The sequence below is a fragment of the Agrobacterium sp. D14 genome, from assembly GCF_001526505.1.
GTDB lineage: Bacteria > Pseudomonadota > Alphaproteobacteria > Rhizobiales > Rhizobiaceae > Agrobacterium > Agrobacterium leguminum.
Genome location: NZ_ASXX01000042.1, coordinates 355469 through 380920, shown reverse-complemented (window position 1 = coordinate 380920; position 25452 = coordinate 355469). Strand labels below are relative to the sequence as shown.

The following is a 25452-nucleotide window of genomic DNA, read 5'->3' as shown; positions in this document are numbered from 1 at the left end:
TCTTTTTAACGGGAACAGGCGAAAAAGGCAGCCTTCATGTCGCGACTGGCCCTGTTCCAGGAAACATGCAATAGGAACGGACGAGAGTTTCAGAAGACTTGAGGCGCATAACGCCTCTTTATAAAGCCAAGAATTGGAGAGCCCGTGCGCATTCTCGATGAAGCCGTCATTTCCGAGCTGCCGAATTATTACCGTGGCAAGGTGCGGGAAAACTACGATCTGCCCGACGGCAACCGCATCATCATATCGACCGATCGCCTGAGCGCCTTTGATCGTATCCTCACCTGCATACCCTATAAGGGACAGGTATTGACCCAGACGGCGCGCTACTGGTTCGAACAAACGAAGGATATTTGTCCGAACCACGTCGTGAGCTATCCCGACCCCAATGTCGTCATCGGCAAGCGGCTGGACATATTGCCGGTCGAGGTGGTGGTTCGCGGTTATCTGGCCGGCACCACCGGCACGTCGATCCTGACCCTTTATAAGAAGGGTGAGCGGCAAATGTACGGCATGAGCCTGCCCGACGGGATGAAGGATAACCAGATTCTGCCCGAGCCGGTGATCACGCCGACAAGCAAGGCCTTCGATGGCGGTCATGACGAGCCGCTGACACCGGCCGAGATCGTGGAGAAGAAACTGCTGACGCAGGAGCAATGGGACACGCTTTCCCGTTACGCGCTGGCGCTGTTCAAGCGCGGGCAGGAAATTGCCGCAAAGCAGGGCCTCATTCTCGTCGACACGAAATATGAATTCGGGACGGATGAAAACGGCACGATCATCCTGGCCGATGAGATCCACACGCCCGATAGCAGCCGCTACTGGATGGCCGACAGTTATGACGAAAGCTTCCGCAACGGAACACGGCCGGCAAGCTTCGACAAGGATTTCGTGAGGGCCTGGGTCGCCGAACGCTGCGACCCTTATAAGGACGACGTTCCCGAAATTCCGCAGGACCTCGTCTTGCAGACTTCGAAGGTCTATATTGATGCTTACGAGCGCATCACCGGACAGAATTTCGTTCCCGACGATAGCGGCGAGACGCCGCTTGCAAGAATACGCCGGAACCTGGAGCCATTCTTCCCCGGAGTCTGACCGTGAGCAAAACGATCGAACAGGCGAGAAAGGACGACAGGAAGAGTGACCGTCCTGTCAGGCGCCGGCCTCGCCGTTCCGCCGAGGAAACGCGGCGGGACATTCTCGCCAAAGCAGAAGAGCTTTTCCGGGAACGTGGTTTCAATGCTGTGGCGATTGCCGATATCGCCGCGGCACTCGGCATGTCTCCCGCCAACGTCTTCAAGAATTTCAGTTCGAAGAACGCGCTCGTCGATGCGATCGCCTTCGAGCAGATCGGCGCATTCGAACGGGGCATCCAGCCGCTGGATAAAAGCCACGCGCCGCTTTCGAGACTGCGCCATCTCGCCCGCACCCTGATGGAACAGCACCACCAGGATCTAAACGACAATCCCTACATATTCGAAATGATCCTGATGACGGCAAAGCAGGACATGAAGTGCGGCGACTATTATAAAGCCGTCATCGCCAACCTGCTCGCTGACATTATCCGCGACGGTATCGACGCGCGAATCTACGCGCCGGCCGAGATTTCTCCCCTGGCGGAAACCGTGCTCCACGCGCTTACAAGCGTAATCCATCCCGTCCTCCTGGCACGGGAAGACATCGGCAATTTAGCAACACGTTGCGATCAACTCGTCGATTTAATCGATGCGGGATTGCGCAATCCGCTTGCTAAGTGACGATTCCCAATTTACGTCACCTTCTCGCAATTGCTTGCGAAGCGCAAAAGCCTGCGCTTCTATGCGCTTGGCGGTCCGGACAGAATGAGCGAATCGGGTCCTTCCAAGGCCTTCGCCTGTCGTGTCTGTTTCCGGACGCGCATCCGCCGAGCGACATTGCGCTTATAGTTGAATGCGATCGATACGCAGGGAAGAACAATGAGCCGACGTATTTTACCCCTATTTGCTTCTCTGTGTGTGACCGCGCTTCTGGCAGGTTGCAGCGATGGCGGCGAGAGCAGCCAGAACGCCGCCCAGAGCGCCGAGCGTCCGCCGTCCCCGGTCAGCATCATCCTGATGAAGACCAGCGAATATCCCTTGACCACCGTTCTGCCCGGCCGCGCCAGCGCGTTCCAGACAGCAGAAATCCGCCCGCGTGTCACCGGCATCATCCGCGAAATTCCCTTCAAGGAAGGCAGCGAGGTCAAGCAGGGTGATATTCTCTACCAGATCGAGGACAATACCTATCTGGCGGAAGTAGCGCAGGCCAAGGCAAACGTGGCGAAGGCGGAAGCAAGCATTCCGAGCGCCCAGGCGAACCTTGCCCGCTACGAGCGGCTGGTCAACAGCGGCGCGACGCAGATCGAATATGAAAACGCCAAGGTGACGCTGCTACAGGCGCAAGCCGATGTGGCCCAGACCAAGGCGGCGCTGGAAACGGCGGAAATCAACCTCGATCTCACCAAGGTCCGCGCCCCCTTCGACGGCATCACCAGCGCAACCGCTTTCAGCATCGGCAACGTGGTGACGGCCAACCAGACAACGGCTTTGACGACGCTGCGACGCATCGATCCGATCTATATCGATCTGATGGAATCGAGCATCAATCTTCTGCGTCTGAAAAAGGCGATCTCGTCGGGCCAGCTCGGCGGCGACACGAAGGAGACCGGCATTCACCTGACGCTGGAAGACGGCACGGAATACAAGCATGACGGCAAGATCGACATGTCGGACATGGCCGTGAGCGAAACCACGGGCACCTTCTCCATCCGCGCCCTCTTCGAAAACCCGGACGATCTTCTGCTTCCCGGCACCTATGTCCGCGCCACGCTGACCATCGGCAAGGAAAAAGGCTTCCGCATTCCGCAGCGCGCCGCGAGCCGGAACGCCAATGGCGAACTGACAGCGAAATTCGTGACGGCGGAAAACAAGGTGGAAACCCGCACTTTCCCGTCCAGCCAGCAGTCGGGCAATGCCTGGCTGGTGACGGAGAACGTCAAGGATGGCGACAAGCTCATCGTCGACGGTTTCCAGTGGATTGCCGACGGTGCGACAGTCGCACCGGTTGAAGTGACCATCGACGATCGCGGTATCGTCGTTCTGCCGCAGCAAGCTCAGCCTGCCGCCGCCCCCTCGAAATAAGCATGAGCACGAAACCCTCGGTCGAAGCTCGTAAAAGGTAAGGCAGGACTGCCATGGCCCATTTCTTCATCCGGCGCCCCGTGTTTGCATGGGTTATCGCCATCGTCATCATGCTGGGCGGCGCCCTTGCGATCTGGACGCTTTCCATTTCGCAATATCCCGATATCGCACCGACGACGGTACGCGTCAGCGCGACCTATAATGGCGCGAGCGCCGAGACAGTCGAAAAATCGGTGACGACCATCATCGAGGACGGTATGACCGGCCTTGACGACCTCACCTATATGACATCGTCGTCCTCGACGGGCAGCGCCGAAGTGACGCTGACCTTCGGCAATACCATCCTGCCGGACATCGCGCAGGTTCAGGTGCAGAACAAGCTGCAGCTCGTCCAGTCGCAACTGCCTGACACCGTGCAGCAGCAGGGTCTTCAGGTCAGTCGATCCACATCCAGTATTCTGATGGTTGGCGCACTGATCTCGACCGATGGCAAGCGCAACTCCGCCGATCTCGGCGACGTGTTCTCCTCGCGTGTCGAAGACCAGATCAAGCGCCTCGAAGGCGTGGGCAGCATCAACGTCTTCGGCTCCGAATATGCGATGCGCATCTGGCTGGATCCGTTCAAGCTCAATAAATACCAGCTGACCACGGCCGACGTGACCAGCGCCATCGAGAGCCAGAACACCCAGGTTTCGGTCGGTTCGCTTGGCGCGGTGCCCGCAGTCAAGGGTCAGCAGCTCAACGTGACGGTGACGGCGCAGAGCCAGCTCACCACCGTCGCCGATTTCGAATCGGTCATCCTGAAAGTCGAAAAGGACGGCGCAACCGTTCGCCTGAGCGACGTGGCCCGCATTGAAATCGGCCAGGAAACCTATGGCGGCGATTCCCGTTCAAACGGCCGTCCCTCTGCCGGTTTTGCGGTCAACCTTGCCACGGGTGCCAACGCGCTCGATACGGCGGCGCGCGTAAAGTCGGCGCTTTCCGCTGTCGAAGGCTCGCTGCCCGAGGGGGTTTCGATCGAATATCCCTATGACACGACACCCTTCGTGAAGCTGTCGATCGAGAAAGTGGTGCACACGCTGATCGAGGCGATCATCCTCGTTTTCGTCGTGCTTCTGGTGTTCCTGCAAAACCTGCGGGCCACCTTCATTCCGATGATCGCGGTTCCCGTCGTACTTCTCGGCACGTTCGGCGTCCTTGCGCTGACAGGATATTCCATCAACACGCTCACCATGTTCGCCATGGTTCTGGCCATCGGCCTTCTCGTCGACGACGCCATCGTCGTCGTCGAAAATGTCGAACGAATCATGTCGGAAGAAGGCCTGTCGCCGGTCGAGGCGACCGAGAAGTCGATGGGCGAGATCACCGGTGCGATCATCGGTATCGCGCTCGTGCTCACCGCCGTGTTCATTCCGATGGCCTTCTTCGGTGGATCGACGGGCATCATCTACCGTCAGTTCTCGGTCACCATCGTTTCGGCCATGCTGCTTTCGGCGGTGGTCGCCATCGTTCTGACGCCGGCGCTGTGCGCCACGATGCTGAAGCCGATCGACCATCACAAGAAGCAGCGCGGACCGGGCGCCTGGTTCAACCGCGGCTTCGGCAAGACGACGGATGGTTACGTCTCCTCTATCGGTTATCTGCTGAAGCGGCCCCTGCGCGTGATGATTATTTTCGCGATCGTGATCGGCGGCTGCGCCTGGTTCTTCAGCAAGCTGCCCAGCTCATTCCTGCCGCAGGAAGATCAGGGCGTACTGCTGACGATCATCCAGACGCCGACCGGCTCGAACATCGAACGCACCAATGAGGTGGTAAAGCAGGTCGAAAGCTACTTCCGTGAAAAGGAAGCCGCCAATGTCGAATCGGTTTTCGGCGTTCTCGGCTTCAGCTTCAGCGGTTCGGGCCAGAACAACGCTATCGTCTTCACCAAGCTCAAGGATTTCGCCGAGAGAACGGCCCCCGACCAACACGCCGGCGCCATCGTGCAGCGTGCAATGGGCACCTTCTTCGGTTTCCGCGACGCGCAGGTGTTCCCGCTTCTGCCGCCGGCAATTCAGGGCATGGGCACATCGAGCGGTTTCTCGATGTATCTCGTGGATAGCGGCCGCAACGGCACCGAGGCACTGACCGCCACGTCCAAGGAGCTGATCGCGCTTGCGACCAGCAATCCGAAGGTCAGCTCGCTCAGAAGCGACAGCCAGGACAACGAAACGCAGATGAAGATCATTCTCGATCAGGAAAAGATGGGCGCCATGGGCGTCGATCTCTCCTCCGTGAACCTCATGCTGTCGACGATCTTTGCCGGCCGGGATGTCAACGACTTCACGCTGAACGGCGAGCTCAAGCCCGTTTATGTTCAGGGCGACGCGCCCTACCGCATGCAGCCGGACGACCTGAAGTTCTGGTATGCCCGCAATACCAGCGGCGAGATGGTGCCTTTCTCCTCCTTCAGCGAGGTGAAATGGATCAATGCTCCGCCGTCTCTCGCCCGTTTCAACGGCACGGGCGCGATCTCGCTTGAAGGTACCGCCGGCGCGGGCGTCGCGTCCGGTGACGCCATGGACGAGATGGAACGGCTGACGGCAAGCCTGCCGGGCGGCTACACCGTGGCATGGCAGGGCATTTCCTATCAGGAACGCCTTTCCGGTTCACAGGCTCCGATGCTTTATGCGCTGTCGGTTCTGATCGTGTTCCTTTGCCTTGCCGCCCTTTATGAAAGCTGGTCGATCCCCTTCTCGGTCATCATGGCCGTGCCGGTGGGCGTCCTCGGTGCATTGACCGCGGCGCATTTCTTCGGCCAGTCGAACGACGTCTACTTCAAGGTGGGCCTGCTGACGACCATCGGCCTTGCAGCGAAAAACGCGATTCTGATCGTCGAATTCGCCAAGGAAAGACAGGAGCATGGACTAAGCCTGATGGAAGCGACATTGGAGGCGGCGAAGCTGCGCCTGCGTCCGATCATCATGACGTCGCTGGCCTTCATCCTGGGTGTCGTGCCTCTCGCAATCGCAACCGGAGCGGGTTCCGCCGCGCAAAATGCAATCGGTATCGGGGTGCTGGGTGGTATGCTTTCTGCAACACTCCTAGGAATTTTCTTCGTTCCGTCCTTTTTCGTCATCATTCGTCGCCTTTCAAGGCGTTAACAAAACAAAAATGGGCTGTGCCAACCGTTAATACGCTGCTAGAAATGTTGCCGATTTGGCAAATGCACGTTTCTACGGCATATCGACCGCGCAGCCCATTTGTCAGCAAGCCGCGCTCGGTAAGCCAACCAGAGAATTGGGAAAATTACATGCTGTCTATTCGCGCTACTCTTCCCCTGACAATGCTGCTGCTCTCAGGCTGTGTTGTCGGGCCCGACCACAAGACGCCGGAAATCCAATTGCCGGGAAAGTTTGCGGAAGCCGGAAAAACCAGTAATGGCGACATCAGCAGCGTTGCGTGGTGGACAGCCTTTAACGATAGCCGCCTCAATGGTTACGTTTCCACTGGCCTCAGCCAGAACCTGACCGTGATGCAGGCGATCGAGCGCATCAATCAGGCGGAAGCCCAGGTTATCTCGGCCGGCGCGGGCGGTCTGCCGAGCCTGACGGCAAACGGCAGCCACACGACCAGCGAGACCAAGGGCAGCTACCGTGATGTTCCCGTCACCAACGTGTCCTCAGGCAGTCTCAGCGTCTCCTGGCTGCTTGACCTCTTCGGCCGCTATCGCCGCGCCACGGAAAGCGCCAATGCATCGCTCGATGCCGCTTACTCCACCGTCGATGTTCAGCGCCTGACGCTGATTTCCTCGGTCGCCGCAGCCTATATCGATGTTCGTTATTATCAGGAGCGCCTGGCGATTGCCCGTCAGAACCTGGCTTCCCGCCGCGAAACGCTGGACCTGACCAAGCTGCAGCTTGAAGCGGGCGCGGCCTCCCGTCTCGATGTCGTCCAGTCCGAAGGCCTGGTCAACTCGACGCTGTCAGACATTCCGGGCCTCGAAACCAACTTCCGCAAGGCGGCGCATCGCATCGCCACGCTTCTCGGCCTGCCGGCCTCATCTCTGATTTCCGAATTGCAGAAGGGCGCACGCCAGCCGGTTGCCCGCAGCATTCCGCGCACCGGCATTCCGGCCGATCTCATCCGCAACCGTCCGGACATTCGTGTCGCCGAACGCAACCTCGCCGCCGCAGTTGCCTCAATCGGTGTCGCGGAAGCGCAGCTTTATCCCAGCATCGAGCTCGGCGGCTCGATCACGCCAAGCTACAATTTCCTGAGCGGCGGCGGCAGGGGAACCGCCAATAGCTGGTCCTTCGGTCCGAGCCTCGTTCTGCCGATTCTCGATGGCGGCAGCATCCGCGCCAATATCGATCTGGCGAATTCCCAGGCCCGTGAAGAATATCTCGTCTGGAAGCAGACGGTGCTGACCGCTGTGGAAGAAGTCGAAAATGCTCTGGCCGCCGTCACCCGCGATCAGCGCACGGCCGATGCATTGCGCAAGACCGTGGCGTCCTATCAGGAAGCGTTGCAGCTTTCGACGGCCAGCTACCGCGACGGCGCCTCCTCGCTGCTCGACGTTCTCGATGCGCAGCGCCAGGTTTCCACTGCGCAGGCAAGCCTTGCACAGGCTGTTCAGCAGACCGCGCAGGATTATGTCTCGCTGAACGTGGCGCTCGGCGGCGGTTACGCCGTTGGCCAGACCACGGCTCCGAAGAAGGCGCCCGGCCCGACCCGGACCGCGGCAAAGGCCATGTAAAATACGCCGCAAGGCAAAGAAAAAGCCCGCGTCTCGACGCGGGCTTTTTTATTATTCGTGACACAAAAAAGCACCGGTCTCCCGGTGCTTTTGTCTAACCGGCCGTCGGGCTCAGTTCTTGGCGCGCTCGACGTAGGAATTGTCTTCCGTCGCGATGACCACGCGGATACCGGCATCGATATGCGGCGGCACCATGGTGCGGATGCCGTTGGAAAGAATGGCCGGCTTGTAGGAAGAAGAAGCCGTCTGGCCCTTAACGACCGGTTCGGTTTCGGTGATTTCCAGCGTGACGTGGCGCGGCAGTTCGACGGCCAGCGGATTGCCTTCATGAATGGAAAGAATGCAGGTCATGCCTTCCTGCAGATAGGCCTTCTGATCGCCCATGGTTTCGGCGTCGACCACAACCTGATCGTAGTTTTCCGGGTTCATGAAGTGGAAACCTTCGCCATCTTCATAAAGGAACTGGAAGTTCAGGTCTTCAACGAAAGCGCGCTCGACCTGCTCGGTGGTGCGCCAGCGCTCGGAGACCTTCACGCCGTCAACGATGCGACGCATGTCCACCTGCGTGACCGGCGTGCCCTTGCCGGGGTGAAAGTTCTGCGCGGTAAGAACGACGTAAAGCTTGCCGTCCACGTCGAGAACATTGCCCTTGCGGACGGATGAGGCGATAACCTTGACCATATGACTTCCTTGTAACTCGATGAAATGCGTCGTAAAGGACTGCGCGGCAGCACCGGCCCCGGCAGACGTTTTGTCTTTTTTCTGGGGCGCAACTACCTTAAATCCGCACGAATTGCCAGCCTTCTACAGCAATTCGCGGAAGAGTGCCTAGCGGTTTTCCGCCCGGAATAGCTTTAAATGACGCGATAAGGCGTTTTGCGGGCCGTTTATCCGCAATTGGGCGCCGCAGAGAAGACGGAAACGAACAGAGAATGCGCGCAAGCAACGAAACAATGTCGCCATGGTGGACGCCGGACGTCCACGCCGACCGCCGCGCATTTCTCATTGGGCGCAATGCGATCCAGTCGGCTTTTCGCGGCTATTTCGCCAGCGCCGATTTTCTTGAGGTCGACACTGCTGCATTGCAGATTTCCCCCGGCAACGAAGCGCATCTGCATGCTTTCGCCACACAGGGCCTGACGCCGGCCGGCGACGCCGTGCCGCTTTATCTCCACACCTCGCCTGAATTCGCCTGCAAGAAGCTGCTCGCCGCCGGCGAAAAACGCATCACCTGTTTTGCCCATGTTTACAGAAACCGGGAACGAGGCCCCCTGCATCATCCGGAATTCACCATGCTGGAATGGTACCGGGTCGACGAAACCTATGAGAGCCTGATGAGGGACAGCGCCAATCTTCTGGCGCTGGCAGCCGAAACCACAAAGACGAAGAATTTCACCTATCGCGGCCGCAACGTTGATCCCTTCCTCGAGCCGGAACGGGTAAGTGTCGCCGAAGCCTTCGAGCGATATGCGGGCGTCGACCTGCTGGCCACCGTCAGCCGAAACGGCGAAACCGACGCTCGCCATCTTGCGGCGAACCTCACCGATGCCGGCATCCGCGTGGCCGATGACGATACCTGGGCGGATATGTTCAGCCGCGTCATCGTGGAGCGGGTGGAGCCGGAACTGGGTTTCGGCAGGGCGACCATTCTCGATGAATATCCGACCTGTGAGGCGGCCCTTGCCCGCAAGTCACCCAAGGATGCGCGGGTGGCGGAGCGTTTCGAGCTATATGCCTGCGGCGTTGAACTCGCCAATGCCTTCGGCGAATTGACGGACGCCACCGAGCAGAGGCGGCGTTTCGAAATGGAAATGACCGAGAAGCAGCGGGTTTACGGCGAAACCTATCCGCTGGACGAGGATTTTCTGGCCGCGCTGGCAATCATGCCACCGGCAAGCGGCATAGCGCTCGGTTTCGACCGGCTGGTGATGCTGGCAACCGGCGCGCCCCGTATCGATCTCGTCATGTGGGCCCCAGTCGCGGAATATGGACGATGACAGGGCTTGAGACCATCAAGACAGCCGAAGCACTTCTCGAAGCGGGGCTTATCGAAGCCGAAACGCTCGAGACACTGCGCACGGTGACGCAACATTACGCGCTCGCCATCACGCCATCGATTGCCGGGCTGATCGACAGCCGCGACCCGCAGGATCCCATCGCCCGGCAATTCGTTCCTGATCCGGCCGAACTCGTTCACCTTCCTGAAGAACGGGACGATCCGATTGGCGACGACGCGCACAGCCCCGTCCACGGCATCGTCCACCGTTATCCCGATCGGGTGCTTTTGAAGGCAGTGCATGTCTGCCCCGTTTATTGTCGCTTCTGTTTCCGCCGGGAGATGGTCGGGCCGCAGGGCAACGGCATGATGAGCCCGGCGGAACTTGACGCCGCATTCGGCTATATAAAGGCCAATCCCGCCATCTGGGAGGTCATCCTGACCGGTGGCGATCCGCTGGTGCTTTCCCCGCGGCGCTTGTCCGACCTGATGACGCGCCTGAAAGACATACCGCATGTCAAGATCGTCCGCTTCCACACCCGCGTGCCGGTGGTCGATCCCGACCGTATCGACGCGGCGCTGATCGATGCGCTGAAGGCCAGCGGCAAAACCACCTATGTGGCCCTGCATGCGAATCATTCCCGGGAACTCAGCGAAGCCGCAAGACAGGCTTCGGCGCGCCTGATCGACGCCGGCATCGCCATGGTCAGCCAGACGGTCCTTTTGAAAGGCGTCAATGACGACCCGGCGGTTCTTGCCGAGTTGATGCGCGCCTTTGTCGAGGCCCGTATCAAGCCTTATTACCTGCATCATCCCGATCTTGCGCCTGGCACGAGCCACTTCCGGCTGACGATAGAAGAGGGGCAGCGAATCGTTTCCGCTTTGCGGGGGCATGTCTCCGGCCTTTGCCAGCCGACCTATGTTCTCGACATTCCCGGCGGCCACGGCAAAGCGGCAATTGGCAGAAATGCGGCCGAAAAAACCCGCGATGGCTGTTATTCCGTCTCCGACTTCAACGGAAGCGATCATATTTACCCACCGCCAGCCACTGGCGGCGATTAAAAAATACATAAAAAGCCTGCTACAGCGGGCTTTTCGCGGCGGCGGCCAACGAAAACAAAAATTTCACATTTCCGCCCCTCTCCTGTCATCATAAAGAAAAATATTCTACCTATAACAATCAGCATTGATTTTAGTGCTGGTCTGGATTATCAGTGTGGAACTGGAGAACGAGTCTCCTGATTCCGGGCCAACACCAATACAGGGAGTGTGTCATGTCAAAACATATCAACATCAACGCAATCCTTGGTTTTGAGTCCTGGAACGCTGGATTTAAATCCACGTGTTCCCGCTGCTGTCGAATGTGACTTAACGGTCTCAATTTCCTGAAAATCAGTTCGACAACATGCTGTGCGAAGTAGCCACAGCGGGAGTATATCTATGCAGAAGCAAGTTATTGAATTCGCTGGCGAGCCCGTCGGCATCGTCATCCCGGATAATGACCGGTTGAAGTTCATCGCGGTGAAGTTCCACGTTCACGACCTGGACGAACAGAAGTTCGACAGCGCCGACGACGTGCGGATTGCGATCCGCGATCTCGTGCGCAACCGGAATCTGGCCGCGGTCGCCTGATGCGGGAAAACTTTCGCCCGCTCACAGAACCGTCAAAACCAGAGCGCGCCAAATATCGGACCCCGAACAGCGGCCCGATGGCGCGCTTTTTCTCGGTTGACAAGCCATCTACCCGCCTGGCACCAGCCATTCAGGGTGTATCAAAAGCTCTGATGCACTAAGCTAAAAAAGCGCCTGAAAATCAGGATTAGGGCCGAACGCCACGTACGCGGTCTTCCTGACGCACCCAACTCTTCCCTCATTCCTGTGCTCGTCACAGGAATCTAGCCAGACCAAGTCCTTGGGCTGAAAGGCCTCTCCCTCCGCGCAGACGCGCGTCGACTGGATTCCTGTGACAAGCACAGGAATGAGGGCCGAGCGCGTAATCGAAGGTTCGAATTGCGGGTCAGAATGCAGTAAAGGTCAGCGTCGTCAGCGAACGCACGATTCCCGGAATATTGACGATGTTCTGGTTGATGAACTTGCCGATATCTTCTTCCTGCGGCAGATAGATTTTCAGCAGCAGATCATATTCACCGCTGGTGGAATAAAGCTCGGAAACCAGTTCCGTTTTATAGATGGCGTCGGCGACATCATAGGTCTTGCCGGGCTCACATTGAAGCTGAACGAAAATGGGCTTCACGGACATCTCCCGTATTTGAACTTTCGGTGCATGGCTGCTCGCGCCACGCGTCATGGCGCACTATTGGCTGAGCAGCGTCCGTCTTGCAAGACCGCTCACCGGTTTACGCCGAAAACTCCCTGGTCCTGCCGTTCGCCCCGCTTGCAGCCTCGGCAACGATCCAGTGCCGGAAACTCTCGAGCGGCGCATAACCGGCGCGATCCGGCATGCAGGCGAGATAATAGGCTTCCTCGCTCTCCACTTCCCCCGCAACAGCCGCGACCAGACGACCGCTTCGCAACTCCTCCTCGATCATGAAAGAAGGAATGAGCGACGCCCCGACCCCTGCGCTCGCGGCCTCGGCAATCGTCGTGAACTGATCGAAAAGCATGCCATGCACATTGTCGAAACCAACGTTGTGGCTGCGAAACCATTGTTCCCAGGCATCCGGTCGGGTCGTCATGTGCAGCAACGGGACATGCAGCAGATCGTCCGGCCTTGAAAGTCCGTGTCGCGCCTTGAAGGCGGGGCTGCATACCGGAATGACCTTTTCATGCATCAGGAAAACCAGCTCGGTGCCCGGCCAATGCGGCAATCCGAAATGGATCGCCGCATCGACTGTATCGGTGCGGAAATCGAACAACGATGACCGCGTCAGAAGATTGACCGAAACGCCGGGGTGTCTGGCGATGAAATCGGGAAGGCGCGGCACAAGCCAGCGCGTGCCGAAGCTCGGCAGAACCCCGAGGTTGAGCGTGCCGCCATCCGGATTGGCACGCAGGTTGAGCGAGGCCGTCGATATGCGCCGCAAGGCCTCGCGGATTTCCCGCGCATAGCCCTCCCCCGCCCTCGTCAGCCGGATCGTCTGCCGCTCGCGCAGGAACAGCGCCACGCCGAGCTGCTCTTCGAGCGCCAGGATTTGACGGCTGACCGCGCCCTGCGTCAGCCCCAGTTCCCTCGCCGCAGCGGTGACGCTGCCCGTCCGGGAAGCGGCTTCGAAAGCCGCCAGCAGCGAAAGCGATGGCAGAAAACGGCGTGGCGGCAGGACCATATTCCCTCACGGAATGAACTCTTGACGATATGTCGATATTCAACAGGAAAGACCGCTTGTAAAGTCTTATAAACAAGGGCTTGCCACTCATACGAAGAACAAATGAACTGGCCCGGAACATGGTGGAACGATGTATAATGACCCTCGCTCGCACGGCCTCTGGGAAAAGACCGCGCCGCAGCCGCCCGTAACGCCCGCCTTGCAGGGCGCAGCGGCCGCTGATGTCGTCGTCGTCGGAGGTGGCTTCACCGGCCAGTCCGCCGCCCTTCATCTTGCCGAACGCGGTGTGGATGTCGTTCTTCTCGAAGCAAGGGAAATCGGCTTCGGCGGCGCAGGCCGGAATGTCGGCCTCATCAATGGCGGCATGTGGGTCATGCCGAAAGAACTGCCCGGCGTGCTCGGCGAGGTTTACGGCGAGCGACTTCTCGATCTTCTGGGCAATGCCCCGCTTCTCGTGCGCGAACTGGTGGAAAAACACGCAATTCCCTGCGAGATCGAAAAAAACGGCACGCTCCATTGCGCCGTCGGAGAAAAAGGGCTCGCCGAAATCCGTGAGCGCTGCGAACAATGGGCAGAGAGAGGCGCACCCGTCCGCATCCTCGATGCCGAGGAGACAGCGAGACGCACCGGCAGTACGGGCTATTCCGGTGCGCTTCTGGATACACGCGCCGGTACGATACAGCCGCTCGCCTATGTTCGAGGCCTTGCCGCAGCCGCCCAGAAAGCAGGCGTGCGTCTGCATACCGAAAGCCCCGTGGTAGCGACCGAACGCAGCAACGGAAAATGGGTGGTGAAGACGCCGCAAGGGTCTGTAACCGCCAACTGGATCGTCGTGGCCACCGAAGCCTATAGCACCGGCCCATGGCAGATCGTTCGCGATGAACAGGTCTACCTGCCCTATTTCAATTTCGCGACGAGACCGCTCGGCGACAATCTGCAAAAGAGCATCCTGCCCAGCCGTGAAGGCTGCTGGGATACGAAGGAGATTCTCTCATCCTTCCGCATGGACAAAGCCGGCCGACTGGTCTTCGGCAGCGTCGGCGCCCTGCGCGGCACCGGCGCCGCCATTCATCGTGCCTGGGCGAAGCGCTCGCTGAAGCGGCTTTTCCCGCAACTCGGCGATACGGAATTCGAATGTGAATGGTACGGTCAGATCGGCATGACGGACAATGCCGTTCCACGGTTTCACAAATTCGCTGAAAATGTCGTCGGCTTTTCAGGTTATAACGGCCGCGGCATCGCGCCGGGCACGGCCTTTGGCAAGGTCATTGCGCAGCATATTCTCGGTGAAATTGCTGAAGCCGAATTGCCGCTGCCTTTGACGGAACCGAAAGCGCAGACTTTCCGGGCGGTGAAGGAAGCCTATTACGAGGCAGGCGCACAGATCGCCCATTTCGCCGGCGAGCGTTTTTGATCGGACACGGAGCCGCTTCAAGGGAACGACGTCATCCTTGGGCTTGCCCCAAGGATCTAATCACATTCAATAAAATTGAGACGTTGCAGATGCGCGAGACAAGCCCGAGCATGACGAGGAGAGCTTTTCGAGCTTAACCACCCCTCTAAACAGACACCCCGGCAGCCTCTTTTCCCCATTCCATCGATATATCCTTGAAAATATAATGATTGCCCTATAGGCCTATCGATATATTCATTAGAATATCTCGAACCGGGGGTAACAGACCATGAGACTTTTGCGTCGCAGCTTCTTCAAGACCATTGCCGCAGCCACATCCTTCTGGATGGCGGCCTCCTTTGCGGCCGTTCCGGCCTATGCCGCCGAAAAAGTCACGGTGTTTGCCGCCGCAAGCATGAAAAACGCGCTCGATGCTCTCAACGCCGAATGGGCAAAGGAAAGCGGTAACGAAGCAACCGTTTCTTATGCAGCAAGCTCGGCGCTGGCCAAGCAGATCGAGCAGGGCGCACCGGCGGATATCTTCGTTTCCGCCGACCTTGCATGGATGGACTATGTCGCCGAAAAGAAGCTGATCAACGCTGACAGCCGCTCCAATCTTCTCGGCAACCGCATCGTTCTCGTCGCTCCCGCAGACAAGGCAAAGCCGGTCGAGATCAAGCAGGGCTTCGATCTTGCCGCTCTGGTGGGCGATGGCCGTCTGGCCATGGGTGCGGTCGATTCCGTGCCGGCGGGCAAATACGGCAAGGCCGCTCTGGAAAAACTCGGCGTCTGGTCCTCGGTCGAACAGAAGGTCGCCGGCGCGGAAAGCGTGCGTGCCGCCCTGCTGCTCGTCTCGCGCGGCGAAGCACCCTATGGCATCGTCTACCAGACCGACGCCGCCGCCGACCCGGGCGTGAAGATCGTCGGCACCTTCCCGGAAGACAGCCATCCGCCGATCATCTACCCGGTCGCCATTCTTTCGGAAGCCAAGTCCCCGGCAGCAAAAGCCTATCTGGATTTCCTGAAATCGGCCAAGGCAACGCCCTTCTTCGAAAAGCAAGGCTTTACCGTTTTGAAATAAACTGCCTTTCGTGGCCCCAACCGATGGGCCGCGAGAGATGACGATTGCAGGATATGGCATTGCATTGGTGGACACTCAGCCCTGAAGAATGGACGGCGATCAGGCTCAGCCTGTGGGTGTCGTCCATCGCCATGCTTGCCAGCCTGCCTTTCGGCATTCTGGTCGCCGTGGCGCTGGCGCGCGGTCGCTTCTGGGGCAAGTCTCTCCTCAATGGCATCGTCCATCTGCCGCTCATCCTGCCGCCCGTCGTCACCGGCTTTCTGCTGCTCGTCCTGTTCGGCCGCAGGGGCGCGATCGGGCAATTTCTCGATAGCTGGTTCGGCATCGTCTTTTCCTTCCGCTGGACAGGGGCGGCGCTCGCCTGCGCCGTCATGGCCTTTCCGCTGATGGTGCGCTCCATCCGCCTCTCCATAGAAGCGGTGGACCGCAAGCTGGAAGAGGCGGCGGGAACATTGGGGGCAAGCCCGTTCTGGGTGTTCCTCACCGTCACCCTGCCCTTGACCCTGCCCGGCATCATCGCCGGCATGATCCTGGCTTTCGCCAAGGCCATGGGCGAGTTCGGCGCGACCATCACCTTCGTGTCCAATATTCCCGGCGAGACCCAGACTTTGTCCGCCGCCATCTATACCTTCACCCAGGTTCCGGGCGGCGATGCCGGTGCGTTGCGGCTAACCATTGTCTCCGTCGTGATTTCCATGCTCGCTTTGCTCGTCTCGGAGTTTCTGGCCCGCATCGTCGGCAGACGGGTGAGCATGGAATGACGCTTTCGGTCGCCACCCGCCATCGCCTCGGTTCTTTCGAACTCGATGCGTCATTCGCCTCCGAAGGCGGCGTCACCGCGCTGTTCGGGCGCTCCGGCTCCGGCAAAACTTCGATGATCCGCATCATAGCAGGCCTGCTGCGGCCGGATGAGGGACAGGTTTTGCTCGATGGCGAAGTGCTGGCCGATAGCGGAACACGGCTGTTCCTGCCGGCTCATAAACGCCGTTTCGGTTATGTTTTTCAGGAAGCGCGGCTCTTCCCACATCTCAGCGTGGCGCAGAACCTGCATTACGGCCGCTGGTTCGCCGTGAACAAAACCGGGAACGCGAATGAAGACCGCATCGTCGACATGCTCGGCATCGGCCATCTCCTGCAGCGCCGGCCGGACAAGCTTTCCGGCGGCGAAAAACAGCGTGTCGCGATTGGCCGCGCGCTCCTCTCATCACCCAGGCTACTGCTGATGGACGAGCCCCTCGCCTCGCTCGACGAGGAGCGAAAAGCCGAAATCATTCCCTATCTCGAACGACTGCGCGACGAGACAAAAATTCCGATCGTCTATGTCAGCCATTCTATTCAGGAGGTCGCCCGCCTCGCCGACCGCATCGTGGTGATGAAGGACGGCAAGGTGGAGGCGCAGGGAAAAGCGGCCGACGTGCTTTCCAGACCGGACTTCAGCACGCATCTCGAACGACGCGAAGCAGGCAGCATTCTTTCCGGGCACATTGAAAGCTTTGACGAGCGGCATGGCCTTGCCGCCGTGAGGCTGAAGACCATGCTGCTGCATGTTCCGGCAAAAAGGGGAACGGCCGGCAGCCCCGCACGGGTGCTCATACCGGCGCGCGACGTGATGCTGGCAACCGTAGAACCCGAAGGCTTAAGCGCGCTCAACATTCTCGCGGGCTATATCACGACTGTTTCTGCCAGCGAAGACGGCATGGTCACGGTTCATGTAGATTGCGGCGGCGACATCATCCAGTCGCGCATCACCGATCTGTCACGCGAGAGGCTGCAGCTGGAGCCCGGAAAACCGGTGCACGCGATCATAAAGTCGGCGGCTCTCGATCCCTATTGAGAGCCGCATCGGGATTGCGGTTGGCCTCCAGCCAGTCGATATCCGCGCGCAAGGCCTCGTTCATCCGTTTTTCCATGCCCCGATAACGCTCCAGCACCTCAGTGCCGAAAGCGGTCAGCGCCGCACCGCCGCCCTGTTTGCCGCCACGCTGCGATTCGATAACCGGTTGCCTAAACATATGGTTCAGCGCATCCACCAGCAGCCATGCGCGGCGATAGGACATGTCCATCGCCCGCCCAGCGGCGGAGATGGAGCCGGTCTCGGCAATCAGCTCCATCAATTCAATCTTGCCATGGCCGAGACGTTCTTCGGGCGGAAAGTCGATTCGAAGAACAGGCTTCAGTGGCGGGAGGGCCTCACTCATCGTTCAAAGGCTCCGTCCATGAAAATCGCGATAGGCTTTTTGCGCTCCATGCACCGGCAAGGCCGTCGCCTCATAGACCCCACGTGCGACCGCGCGCGCCATCACGATGGTCGCCAGATGGCAGAGCTCGGCGAAATGAACGCCGCCCTCAAGCGGCCTTTCACCGGTCGAGGCCGCGAACATGGTGTCGCCGTCGCTTGGCAGATGGGCGGGCAGAACGGCGCGCGCCAGCCCGTCATGCGCCATGATGGAAAGGCGATGCGCCTGCGCCTTGGTCAGCGCGGCATCCGTCACCACCGCACCGATGGTCGTTGCCGTGAGATTGACCCCCTTGAGGCGCAGCGCGGTATGATCCGGCTCGAAACGATCGGGAAAACCGCAATCGCCGTATTCACCCTGCACTTCAAACGGCGCGGACCAGAAATGGCGGCTCGTTCCAACGGTTGCCGAGCCGAGCGCATTGACGGCAACGATGGCCGCCACTTTATAACCGCCGGAACTGACAGCACTTGCCGAACCGAGCCCGCCCTTGAAGGTGGCCGTTGTCGCCCCGGTGCCCGCACCGACCGTTCCAAGCGCGAAGGGCGCCGCGCGCGCCGCCTTGAAGGCCGCATATCCCATCTCGCGATAGGGCGAATGCAGTCCCCAGTCCTTGTCGCCGCCATTTAGCAGATCCATCAGGATCGCCTGCGGCACGATGGGAACGCGGGTGGAGCCCACCTGCAGGCCGCGTCCGATTTCGCGCAGCCCGGCCTGAACGCCGCCCGCCGCATCCAGTCCGAAGGCAGAACCGCCTGACAGCACGAAGGCATCCACCGTTTCCACCGTCATCGTCGGGTCGAGCAGGCCGGTATCGCGCCCGCCCGGCGCACCACCCAAAACAGAACCGGAAGCGATGGCGGGCTTTTCGAAAACAATCGCCGTAACACCGGAGCCGAGGGCAAGATCGGTGACATTGCCGACCGAAACGCCGCCGATATCCGTCAGAAGATTGGTGAGTGCCGCCATGCCGTTTCCCTTTTCTCCCGGTATCCCGCCACCATCAGGCACTGTCAACGCAAAACGTGACGTGCCTGATGTCGACGACAAGCCGCGATCAGGAAAAAACAGCCGTTCCGATCACCGGCGTCGAGGGAACGGCCATGTCCCTCGGCTCCAGCGGCCCGGAGAGATACGCCTGATGGCCGGCTTCTATCGCCCGGGCGAAAGCCTCCGCCATGCCGACCGGGTCTCCCGCACCCGCCACCGCCGTGTTGAGCAGAACGGCATCGTAACCGAGTTCCATCACCGTGACCGCATGCGACGGGCGGCCGATACCGGCATCGACAATCAGCGGCACATCCGGGAAACGCGCCCGCATGGATTTCAGTGCCGTCAGATTGAGCGGCCCCATGGCGCTGCCGATTGGCGCGCACCAGGGCATCAGCACCTTGCAGCCTGCCTCCAGCAGCTTCTCGGCGACGACCAGATCGTCAGTCGTATAGGGAAAGACCTCGAAACCATCGTCGCAGAGGATTTTCGCCGCCTCGACAAGTGCGAAGACATCGGGCTGCAGCGTGTCGTGATGACCGATGACCTCCAGCTTGATCCAGTTAGTGCGGAACACATCGCGGGCCATCTTTGCCGTCAGCACCGCTTCCTTGACCGTGTGGCAACCGGCGGTATTGGGCAGAATCTGGCGATCCAGCTCACGGATAAGCTCGAAAAACTGACCGCCCTTTTTGCCAGCCGCCGTTTCCCGGCGCAGTGAAATCGTCAGAACATCCGTGTTGCTCGCCCGCACGGCATCGGCAAGCACGGCAGGGGACGGATAGCGCGCCGTGCCGAGCAGGAGACGGGACGAGACCTCGCGACCATAAAGCATCAGCATGGTTTCAGCCTCCCTGCATCGGCGAGAGGATTTCGATACGGTCGAAAGCCTTCAGCTTATAATCGGCGCGCTCTTCCGAATGCACCAGATCGCCGTTTACCGCCGTCGCCAGCCACTCACCCTCATATTCGAGGCTGGCGAGCAGGCCGGCCAGCGTCTCGGCGGCGAGATCAAGCTCGTCGCCATTCACCATAAGTTTCATGATCCCGTTCCTTTTGAGAGAGAGTTTGGCAGACGATTTCAGCCGCCTGCCGCGCCATCGCCGGCGACAGCAGAAAGCCGTGCCGGTGCGCGCCGTTGATGAAAATTGTCCCGCCATCCTGCGTGACCTTCGGCAGATTGTCGGGATAGGCGGGGCGCACGCCCGTACCTGTCTCGATGATTTCCGCTTCCGCGAAAGCCGGATGCACGGCATAGGCGGCATTCAGGAACTCCATCATCGAGCGGGCGGAAATGGCGCCCGCATCTTCCGTCTCGATCATCGTCGCGCCCACCATGAAACGGCCGGGCTCGCGCGGCACGATGTAAAGCGGAATGCGCGGATGCAGCAGCCGGACGGGGCGAGACAGGGAAACCTCCCGCGTGGCGAGATAGAGCATCTCTCCCCGCACACCGCGAAGATCGGAAATCCCGCCGATCGCCGCAGAACCAGTGCAATCCACCACCCGGTCGAACGGCTCTTCATCCAGCGGGATACCCATATGGAACTGCACACCCATGGTGCAAAGCCGTTCATGCAGCGATTTCAGTGCAAGACGCGGATCGAGATGCCCCTCGCCCGGAAAATAAAGCCCGGATCGAAACCGTCCGGCAAGATCTGGCTCCAGCGTGGCGATTTCGCCCTCATCCACCCGCGATAGCCAGCGGTCCGCGATGCGAAACGCGAAAGCTCCGCCTTGTCGCGGGCCGGCGCGACAACCAGCGTACCGTGCCGCACGACAAGGCCGGGTGTCGCTTCATCCCACCAGTCGAGCGCCGCCTGACCGAGCGTCAGAACCGCCGCTTCAGCGCTTTCACGCTCGCACCAGGGCGCCAGCATGCCGCCCGCATACCAGGATGCGCCGCGAGAGGGTTCGGCATTGCGCTCGCAAATATCGACGGTAACGCCGTTTCGCGCCAGTTCGAAGGCCGCCGTCAAACCGGCGACCCCCGTTCCCTTGACCAGAACGCGCACGCTATTCGGCATCTGCAGGTGTCGCGAGCGGCATGTAAAGCTCACCGCCTTCCTTGAAGCGTGCGGCCATCGCCTCCAGTCCCTCCTTCTGCGCCTCGGCGCGGATATCGTGGGAAATCCGCATCGAGCAGAATTTCGGCCCGCACATGGAGCAGAAATGCGCGACCTTGTGCGCTTCCTTCGGCAAGGTCTCGTCATGGAAGGAGCGCGCCGTATCCGGGTCCAGCGACAGGTTGAACTGATCCTCCCAACGGAACTCGAACCGCGCGCGCGACAGCGCATCGTCCCGCACCTGTGCCGCCGGATGGCCCTTGGCGAGATCGGCGGCGTGGGCGGCGATCTTGTAGGTGATGACGCCGACCTTCACGTCGTTGCGATCCGGCAGGCCGAGATGTTCCTTCGGCGTGACGTAGCAGAGCATCGCTGTGCCGAACCAGCCGATCATCGCCGCACCGATGCCGGAGGTGATATGGTCGTAACCCGGCGCAATATCGGTGGTGAGCGGCCCGAGCGTATAGAAGGGCGCCTCACCGCAGGTCTTCAACTGCTTGTCCATATTCTCCTTGATCTTGTGCATCGGCACATGGCCGGGGCCTTCGATCATCACCTGGCAATCCTTCGCCCAGGCGATCTGCGTCAACTCACCCAGCGTTTCCAGCTCCGCAAACTGCGCCGCATCATTCGCGTCAGCGATCGAGCCGGGACGCAGGCCATCGCCCAGCGAGAAGGAGACGTCGTAAGCACGGCAGATGTCGCAAATCTCGTCGAAATGCTCATAGAGGAAACTTTCCTTGTGGTGATGCAGACACCACTTGGCCATGATCGAGCCGCCGCGTGAGACGATGCCGGTGACGCGGTTGACGGTGAGGGGTATGTAATGCAGCCGCACGCCGGCATGGATGGTGAAATAATCCACGCCCTGCTCCGCCTGCTCGATCAGCGTATCGCGGAACACCTCCCAATTGAGGTCTTCGGCGATGCCGTTCACCTTCTCCAGCGCCTGATAAAGCGGCACGGTGCCGATCGGCACCGGCGAATTACGGATGATCCATTCGCGGATATTGTGGATGTTGCGGCCGGTCGAAAGGTCCATGACGGTATCCGCACCCCAGCGGATAGCCCAGACCATCTTCTCAACCTCTTCCGCCATTGAGGAGGTGACGGCGGAATTGCCGATATTGGCGTTGATCTTCACCAGAAAATTACGGCCGATGATCATCGGCTCAAGTTCAGGGTGGTTGATATTGGCTGGAATGATGGCGCGGCCCGACGCCACTTCCTGACGCACAAATTCCGCCGTGACATAATCAGGAATATGCGCGCCGAAACTCTCACCGTCACGCGCGAGCTTCTCCTTCGCTGCCTCGCGCCCGAGATTTTCGCGAATGGCGATGAATTCCATTTCGGGCGTGATAATGCCCGCCCGCGCATAGGCAAGTTGCGTCACCGCCTTGCCCGCCGTCGCTTTCAGCGGCTGATGACGTACACCAAATTCAGGCGTCAGGCGCTCACCGGTGGCAAAACCATTATCTTCCGGTTTGACGTGCCGTCCCTCGTAAGCCTCGACATCACCGCGCGCGACGATCCAGTCATGACGCAGACGCGGCAGACCCTTTTCGATCAGGACTGTATGAGCATGATCGGTATAAGGGCCGGAGGAATCATAGACCGTCACCGGCGGCTCGCCCGCCGTCGGGTGCACCGCGATCTCGCGCATCGGCACGCGGATATTCGGATGCAAAATTCCGGGCTTATGGATTTTCGTGGAGGCGGCATGCGGTCCGGTGGTGACCGTAAGCGGTATAGTCTTGGCAGCGATATTCATCTTGAGGCTCCAAAGTTTGACAGTGGAGACCCAGTTCGAGCCGGAATGATGGAAAATACCTGTGTGCCGAAACGCGGCGCCATGCGCCGCCCGACATCAGGTCTTTGCACCGTCCCTACGCCAGTATGAACTGGATCAGGTTCAACGGGTCACTGCGCATGAAAGCAGAATCTCAGCCCCTTGACGGGACACCCCTGGTGAATGGCCCCAGCAAAAAACACCCTCAGGCTTTTGTCAAGACCGGCGATCCATGCTTGGCAAAGGTGCGGGAATGGCGCATGCTGCCGTTAGTTGTAATTAACCTAACGGTTTAGGCGAATATTATCGTTTGCAACGTAACCATAAGCACAAACCATCCTGATGTGAAATTCATGGGAGATACGTCGGAATGAATGCGACTATACGTGAAATACTGGCAAAATTCGGCCAGCTTCCAACCCCCGTCGATACGATTGCAGATGAAGCCGATCTTTACGCGGCGGGCCTTTCTTCCTTTGCATCCGTGCAATTGATGCTCGGCATCGAAGAAGCATTCGATATCGAATTCCCCGACAATCTGCTGAACCGCAAGTCATTTGCGAGCATCAGGGCCATTGAAGACACCGTTAAGCTCATTCTGGATGGTAAAGAGGCAGCCTGATGAACGTCACCGTAGCGCCGCAGGATGAAACGCTGTCCGCGCGCGCAGGCCGTGTCGCGGCAATTGCCGCCAAACACGCGGATGAGGTGGATGTCACCGGCCGCTTCCCACAGGAAGCCGTCGACGCCTTGCGACAGGAACGCCTGCTCGGCATCCAGGTCCCCTCTTCGCTGGGCGGCGAAAGCGCTTCCCTACAGGAAATCGCCGATATCTGCGCCCGGCTCGGTCAGGCCTGTTCGGCAACCGCGATGATTTTCGCCATGCACCATATCAAGGCATCCAGCCTGGTGGAACACGGCGAGACGAGCGCATGGCATGCCGGCTTCATGAGCCGCATCGCCAGCGAACAGCTTCTCCTTGGCTCCGCCACCACCGAAGGCGGCATTGGCGGCAATCTGCGCAACTCCATCTGTGCAATCGAGGTCGAAGGCGATTTCTGCCGGCTGGAAAAAGACGCCACCGTCATTTCCTATGGCAGCAATGCCGATGCGATCCTCATCACCTCGCGTGCCCACAAGGATGCCGCGCCCGCCGATCAGGTGATGACGGTCTTTCTGAAAAACCAGTACACGCTCGAAAAGACCCATGTGTGGGATACGCTCGGCATGCGCGGCACCTGTTCGGACGGCTTCCTGTTCCGCGGCGAAGCGCCGGCGGCGCAGATATTCCCGAAGCCTTTTGCGGAAATCGCCGCACAATCCATGCTTGCAAGCTCGCATCTCCTGTGGAGCGCCGTCTGGTACGGCATCGCCTCGGATGCCGTGCTGCGCGCCCAGTCTTTCGTCAGAGCCGCGGCGCGCAAATCGCCCGGCACCGCTCCTCCCGGCGCGATCCGCCTTGCCGAGGTCTCCACCAAGCTGCAGGTCGTGAAATCCAACATCATCGCCGGTATCAAGGCTTACGAGGACACTAAGAGCGACCCCGAAAAACTGATGTCCATGGCTTTTGCCGTCGCCATGAACAATGTGAAAATCTGCTCTTCGGAAACCATTCTCGAGATCATCGATCATGCCATGCTGGTCTGCGGCATCATGGGTTACAAGAACGGCACGCCCTACAGCCTCGGCCGGCACCTGCGCGACGCGCACTCCGCCCGTCTGATGATTTCCAACGACCGCATTCTCGGCAATTCCGCCAATCTCCTGCTGGTTCACAAGCAGGACACCAGCCTCTTGGGATAAGACCATGGACATGCAAACCTCGTTTCTCGATCGACTGTTCGAAGAAGGCCTGCTGATTGAAACCGGTGTGGACGGTCTTTATGGACGCAGCGGCCAGTTCGAGGATGTCATTGCCGCCTTCGAGCGGCTGATCGACCGCACGGGCGGCGCTGACGGCGCCGAAGCGATCCGCTTTCCGCCCGGCATCAACCGCGCCTATTTCGAAAAGAGCGGTTATATGAAGAGCTTCCCGCAGCTCGCCGGCACGGTCCATTCCTTCTGCGGCTGTGAGCTCGACCATGTCAGCCTGCTGAAAACCATGGATGAGGGCGGCGACTGGACCAAAGACCAGAAAGCGACAGACATCGTGCTGACACCGGCGGCCTGCTACCCGCTTTATCCGACGATTGCCAAGCGCGGCGCGCTACCTGCCGGCGGCGGTCTCTATGACATCCAGTCCTATTGCTTCCGTCATGAACCTTCCAAGGACCCGGCCCGCCAGCAGCTTTTCCGCATGCGCGAATATGTTTGCATGGGCACCGAGTCCGACGTCACCGAATTCCGCCAGACCTGGATGGATCGCGGCGTGGAGATGATGAAAGCGGTCGGGCTCGACGTCACCATCGATGTCGCCAACGATCCCTTCTTCGGCCGCGCCGGCAAGATGCTGGCCAACAACCAGCGCGACCAGAACCTGAAATTCGAACTCTTGATCCCGGTCACATCCACGACCAGCCCGACGGCCTGCATGAGCTTCAACTACCATCAGGATGCCTTCGGCCAGAAATGGGGCCTCAACCTCGACAATGGCGATGTCGCCCATACCGCCTGCGTCGGTTTCGGCCTTGAGCGCATCGCGCTGGCGCTGTTTGCGCATCATGGTCTCGATGTGAAGAAATGGCCTGCGAAGGTCGTGGAAACGCTCTGGGGCTGAT

General features: G+C 59.7%; 23 protein-coding genes, 1 pseudogene and 1 riboswitch. Of the genes and pseudogenes, 15 read left to right on the top strand and 9 right to left on the bottom strand.

Annotated elements, in window-relative coordinates:
- Window positions 1-144 precede the first annotated feature (144 nt).
- From L901_RS21115 to L901_RS21095, 5 genes are all read left to right on the top strand, one after another.
- Window positions 145-1095 carry a phosphoribosylaminoimidazolesuccinocarboxamide synthase gene (locus tag L901_RS21115; RefSeq protein WP_059760015.1) on the top strand — a complete coding sequence of 317 codons (951 nt, stop codon included), beginning with the start codon at window positions 145-147 and terminating at the stop codon, window positions 1093-1095.
- Between the two features lie 2 nt (window positions 1096-1097).
- On the top strand, window positions 1098-1757 hold the full coding sequence (locus tag L901_RS21110; RefSeq protein WP_059760013.1) for a TetR/AcrR family transcriptional regulator: 660 nt from the start codon (window positions 1098-1100) through the stop codon (window positions 1755-1757).
- Between the two features lie 198 nt (window positions 1758-1955).
- Window positions 1956-3158 (top strand): efflux RND transporter periplasmic adaptor subunit, encoded by a 1203-nt coding sequence (locus L901_RS21105; RefSeq protein ID WP_059760011.1) that lies wholly within the window; start codon window positions 1956-1958, stop codon window positions 3156-3158.
- A 53-nt stretch (window positions 3159-3211) separates the two neighbouring features.
- The gene (locus tag L901_RS21100; protein ID WP_035261240.1) at window positions 3212-6301 is read left to right on the top strand and encodes an efflux RND transporter permease subunit; all 3090 of its coding nucleotides are present in this window, start codon (window positions 3212-3214) and stop codon (window positions 6299-6301) included.
- A gap of 149 nt (window positions 6302-6450) precedes the next feature.
- Complete coding sequence (locus tag L901_RS21095; RefSeq protein ID WP_059760009.1) at window positions 6451-7896, top strand: efflux transporter outer membrane subunit; 1446 nt, start codon at window positions 6451-6453, stop codon at window positions 7894-7896.
- 111 nt (window positions 7897-8007) lie between these two features.
- Here L901_RS21095 and efp read toward each other — a convergent pair whose 3' ends face one another.
- Window positions 8008-8577, bottom strand: a complete 570-nt coding sequence (efp, locus tag L901_RS21090) for an elongation factor P (protein WP_003504809.1) — start codon at window positions 8575-8577, stop codon at window positions 8008-8010.
- Window positions 8578-8828: 251 nt separating this feature from the next.
- On the opposite strand from efp, the gene epmA reads away from it, so the two are divergent.
- The 3 genes from epmA (at window position 8829) to L901_RS21075 (ending at window position 11524) form a co-directional block, all read left to right on the top strand.
- A complete protein-coding gene (epmA, locus tag L901_RS21085; RefSeq protein WP_059760007.1) occupies window positions 8829-9893 on the top strand; it encodes an EF-P lysine aminoacylase EpmA in 1065 nt (354 codons plus the stop codon).
- A complete protein-coding gene (locus L901_RS21080; RefSeq protein ID WP_059760005.1) occupies window positions 9890-10954 on the top strand; it encodes a lysine-2,3-aminomutase-like protein in 1065 nt (354 codons plus the stop codon). The genes epmA and L901_RS21080 overlap by 4 nt, the downstream gene beginning before the upstream one ends.
- A 378-nt stretch (window positions 10955-11332) precedes the next feature.
- A complete protein-coding gene (locus L901_RS21075; protein WP_003492264.1) occupies window positions 11333-11524 on the top strand; it encodes a hypothetical protein in 192 nt (63 codons plus the stop codon).
- A 385-nt stretch (window positions 11525-11909) separates the two neighbouring features.
- Here the strand turns inward: L901_RS21075 and L901_RS21070 are convergent, their stop codons facing one another.
- Both L901_RS21070 and L901_RS21065 read right to left on the bottom strand, forming a co-directional pair.
- Window positions 11910-12146 carry an Lrp/AsnC ligand binding domain-containing protein gene (locus L901_RS21070; RefSeq protein ID WP_003521320.1) on the bottom strand — a complete coding sequence of 79 codons (237 nt, stop codon included), beginning with the start codon at window positions 12144-12146 and terminating at the stop codon, window positions 11910-11912.
- A 103-nt stretch (window positions 12147-12249) separates the two neighbouring features.
- Complete coding sequence (locus L901_RS21065) at window positions 12250-13176, bottom strand: LysR family transcriptional regulator (RefSeq protein ID WP_059760003.1); 927 nt, start codon at window positions 13174-13176, stop codon at window positions 12250-12252.
- Window positions 13177-13306: 130 nt separating this feature from the next.
- Between L901_RS21065 and L901_RS21060 the strand changes: the two genes are divergently transcribed.
- The 4 genes from L901_RS21060 (at window position 13307) to modC (ending at window position 17484) form a co-directional block, all read left to right on the top strand.
- A complete protein-coding gene (locus L901_RS21060; protein WP_059760001.1) occupies window positions 13307-14590 on the top strand; it encodes an FAD-binding oxidoreductase in 1284 nt (427 codons plus the stop codon).
- 268 nt (window positions 14591-14858) lie between these two features.
- Window positions 14859-15650, top strand: coding sequence for a molybdate ABC transporter substrate-binding protein (gene modA, locus L901_RS21055; protein WP_059759999.1), 792 nt, complete (start codon window positions 14859-14861; stop codon window positions 15648-15650).
- 53 nt (window positions 15651-15703) lie between these two features.
- A complete protein-coding gene (modB, locus tag L901_RS21050; protein WP_059759997.1) occupies window positions 15704-16411 on the top strand; it encodes a molybdate ABC transporter permease subunit in 708 nt (235 codons plus the stop codon).
- Window positions 16408-17484: a molybdenum ABC transporter ATP-binding protein gene (modC, locus tag L901_RS21045; protein WP_059759995.1), complete on the top strand. Its 1077-nt coding sequence runs from the start codon at window positions 16408-16410 to the stop codon at window positions 17482-17484. The genes modB and modC overlap by 4 nt, the downstream gene beginning before the upstream one ends.
- Here modC and L901_RS21040 read toward each other — a convergent pair.
- The 6 genes and pseudogenes from L901_RS21040 to thiC all read right to left on the bottom strand — a co-directional run bounded on the left by L901_RS21040 (window position 17453) and on the right by thiC (window position 22717).
- Window positions 17453-17848 (bottom strand): winged helix-turn-helix domain-containing protein, encoded by a 396-nt coding sequence (locus L901_RS21040; RefSeq protein ID WP_059759993.1) that lies wholly within the window; start codon window positions 17846-17848, stop codon window positions 17453-17455. The two genes, modC and L901_RS21040, sit on opposite strands and share 32 nt — an antisense overlap.
- Window positions 17849-17851: 3 nt before the next feature.
- Entirely contained in the window at window positions 17852-18856 is a 1005-nt protein-coding gene (locus L901_RS21035) for a P1 family peptidase (RefSeq protein ID WP_059759991.1), read from the bottom strand.
- A gap of 88 nt (window positions 18857-18944) precedes the next feature.
- A complete protein-coding gene (locus L901_RS21030) occupies window positions 18945-19718 on the bottom strand; it encodes a thiazole synthase (RefSeq protein WP_059759989.1) in 774 nt (257 codons plus the stop codon).
- 4 nt (window positions 19719-19722) lie between these two features.
- A complete protein-coding gene (thiS, locus tag L901_RS21025; protein WP_059759987.1) occupies window positions 19723-19920 on the bottom strand; it encodes a sulfur carrier protein ThiS in 198 nt (65 codons plus the stop codon).
- Window positions 19889-20904 (bottom strand): annotated as a pseudogene (gene thiO, locus L901_RS21020) (glycine oxidase ThiO). The gene thiS and the pseudogene thiO overlap by 32 nt, the downstream one beginning before the upstream one ends.
- Entirely contained in the window at window positions 20894-22717 is a 1824-nt protein-coding gene (gene thiC / locus L901_RS21015) for a phosphomethylpyrimidine synthase ThiC (protein WP_059759984.1), read from the bottom strand. Before thiC ends, thiO begins: the two are co-directional and overlap by 11 nt.
- A gap of 94 nt (window positions 22718-22811) precedes the next feature.
- Window positions 22812-22923: riboswitch (TPP riboswitch) on the bottom strand.
- Between the two features lie 182 nt (window positions 22924-23105).
- On the opposite strand from thiC, the gene L901_RS21010 reads away from it, so the two are divergent.
- Genes L901_RS21010 through L901_RS21000 form a run of 3 tightly spaced genes read left to right on the top strand, consistent with a single transcriptional unit; the run spans window position 23106 to window position 25451 of the window.
- Window positions 23106-23357 carry an acyl carrier protein gene (locus L901_RS21010; protein ID WP_003521307.1) on the top strand — a complete coding sequence of 84 codons (252 nt, stop codon included), beginning with the start codon at window positions 23106-23108 and terminating at the stop codon, window positions 23355-23357.
- Window positions 23357-24538 (top strand): acyl-CoA dehydrogenase family protein, encoded by a 1182-nt coding sequence (locus L901_RS21005; RefSeq protein WP_059759982.1) that lies wholly within the window; start codon window positions 23357-23359, stop codon window positions 24536-24538. Before L901_RS21010 ends, L901_RS21005 begins: the two co-directional genes overlap by 1 nt.
- A gap of 4 nt (window positions 24539-24542) precedes the next feature.
- On the top strand, window positions 24543-25451 hold the full coding sequence (locus L901_RS21000) for an amino acid--[acyl-carrier-protein] ligase (protein WP_003504856.1): 909 nt from the start codon (window positions 24543-24545) through the stop codon (window positions 25449-25451).
- Window position 25452 lies beyond the last annotated feature (1 nt).